1 pseudogene is annotated in these 703 nt (G+C 38.5%); it reads right to left on the bottom strand.

Going from position 1 to position 703, the window contains the following annotated elements:
* Window positions 1-703: pseudogene (locus tag OCL94_RS13200) on the bottom strand (DNA/RNA non-specific endonuclease); the annotation flags it as partial.

Consider the following 703-nt stretch of genomic DNA (forward strand, 5'->3'; position numbering starts at 1 on the left):
ATCCCTTCAATAATGCGTTCTGATTTTGAATACTTTCTGCCGGTTATCATGTTCTTTCCAGCGATCACATTTGTTGCTGAATAGGATGTATATGCGACCGCAGCTCCAGCACCTAACGGTGGTACGAAGAACGTCAGCACGCCAATCCCAATCATCGCACCAATATCAACAGCCATTTCTATTCTTTCCTGACGTTCTCGCTCAAGTCTTACTTCCTCTTCCGCTTTTAATCGTGCCGCTTCTTCCGCATAACTTTCATACTCAAAACTGGCACCTTTTGTCATCATATCCTGAAAATCTTCTCGCTTTAAATCTTTATATGCATCTTGTTTAATCGCATTTTCATAACTTTGATTAATAACTTTTTGTATATGTGGCTCACTTTCAAGTAATTCTTCAAGATTAAACACATCATCAGATTGATAGGATTTCGTATCTGAAATTGTCACTTTGCCGTCGGCACCATAAGTACCTGATTTTGATGCAGCACCATGCTTCACAACAATTGTATTGATATTCACATTCGAAACATTATTCACAAAGTTATCTAACGCTGTACAAAATGGATCATCAATTTTTTCTTTCAACTGACGGTCTATATTATGTGTATAATCAACCATCGCATCTTCATAAAAACGCATCAACTTCCTGCCTGTCGGCCCTACTTCATCAGCACTTAATGAACAGACCCCATCTTCATCAT

The organism is Macrococcus capreoli (assembly GCF_025628935.1).
Taxonomy (GTDB): domain Bacteria; phylum Bacillota; class Bacilli; order Staphylococcales; family Staphylococcaceae; genus Macrococcoides; species Macrococcoides capreoli.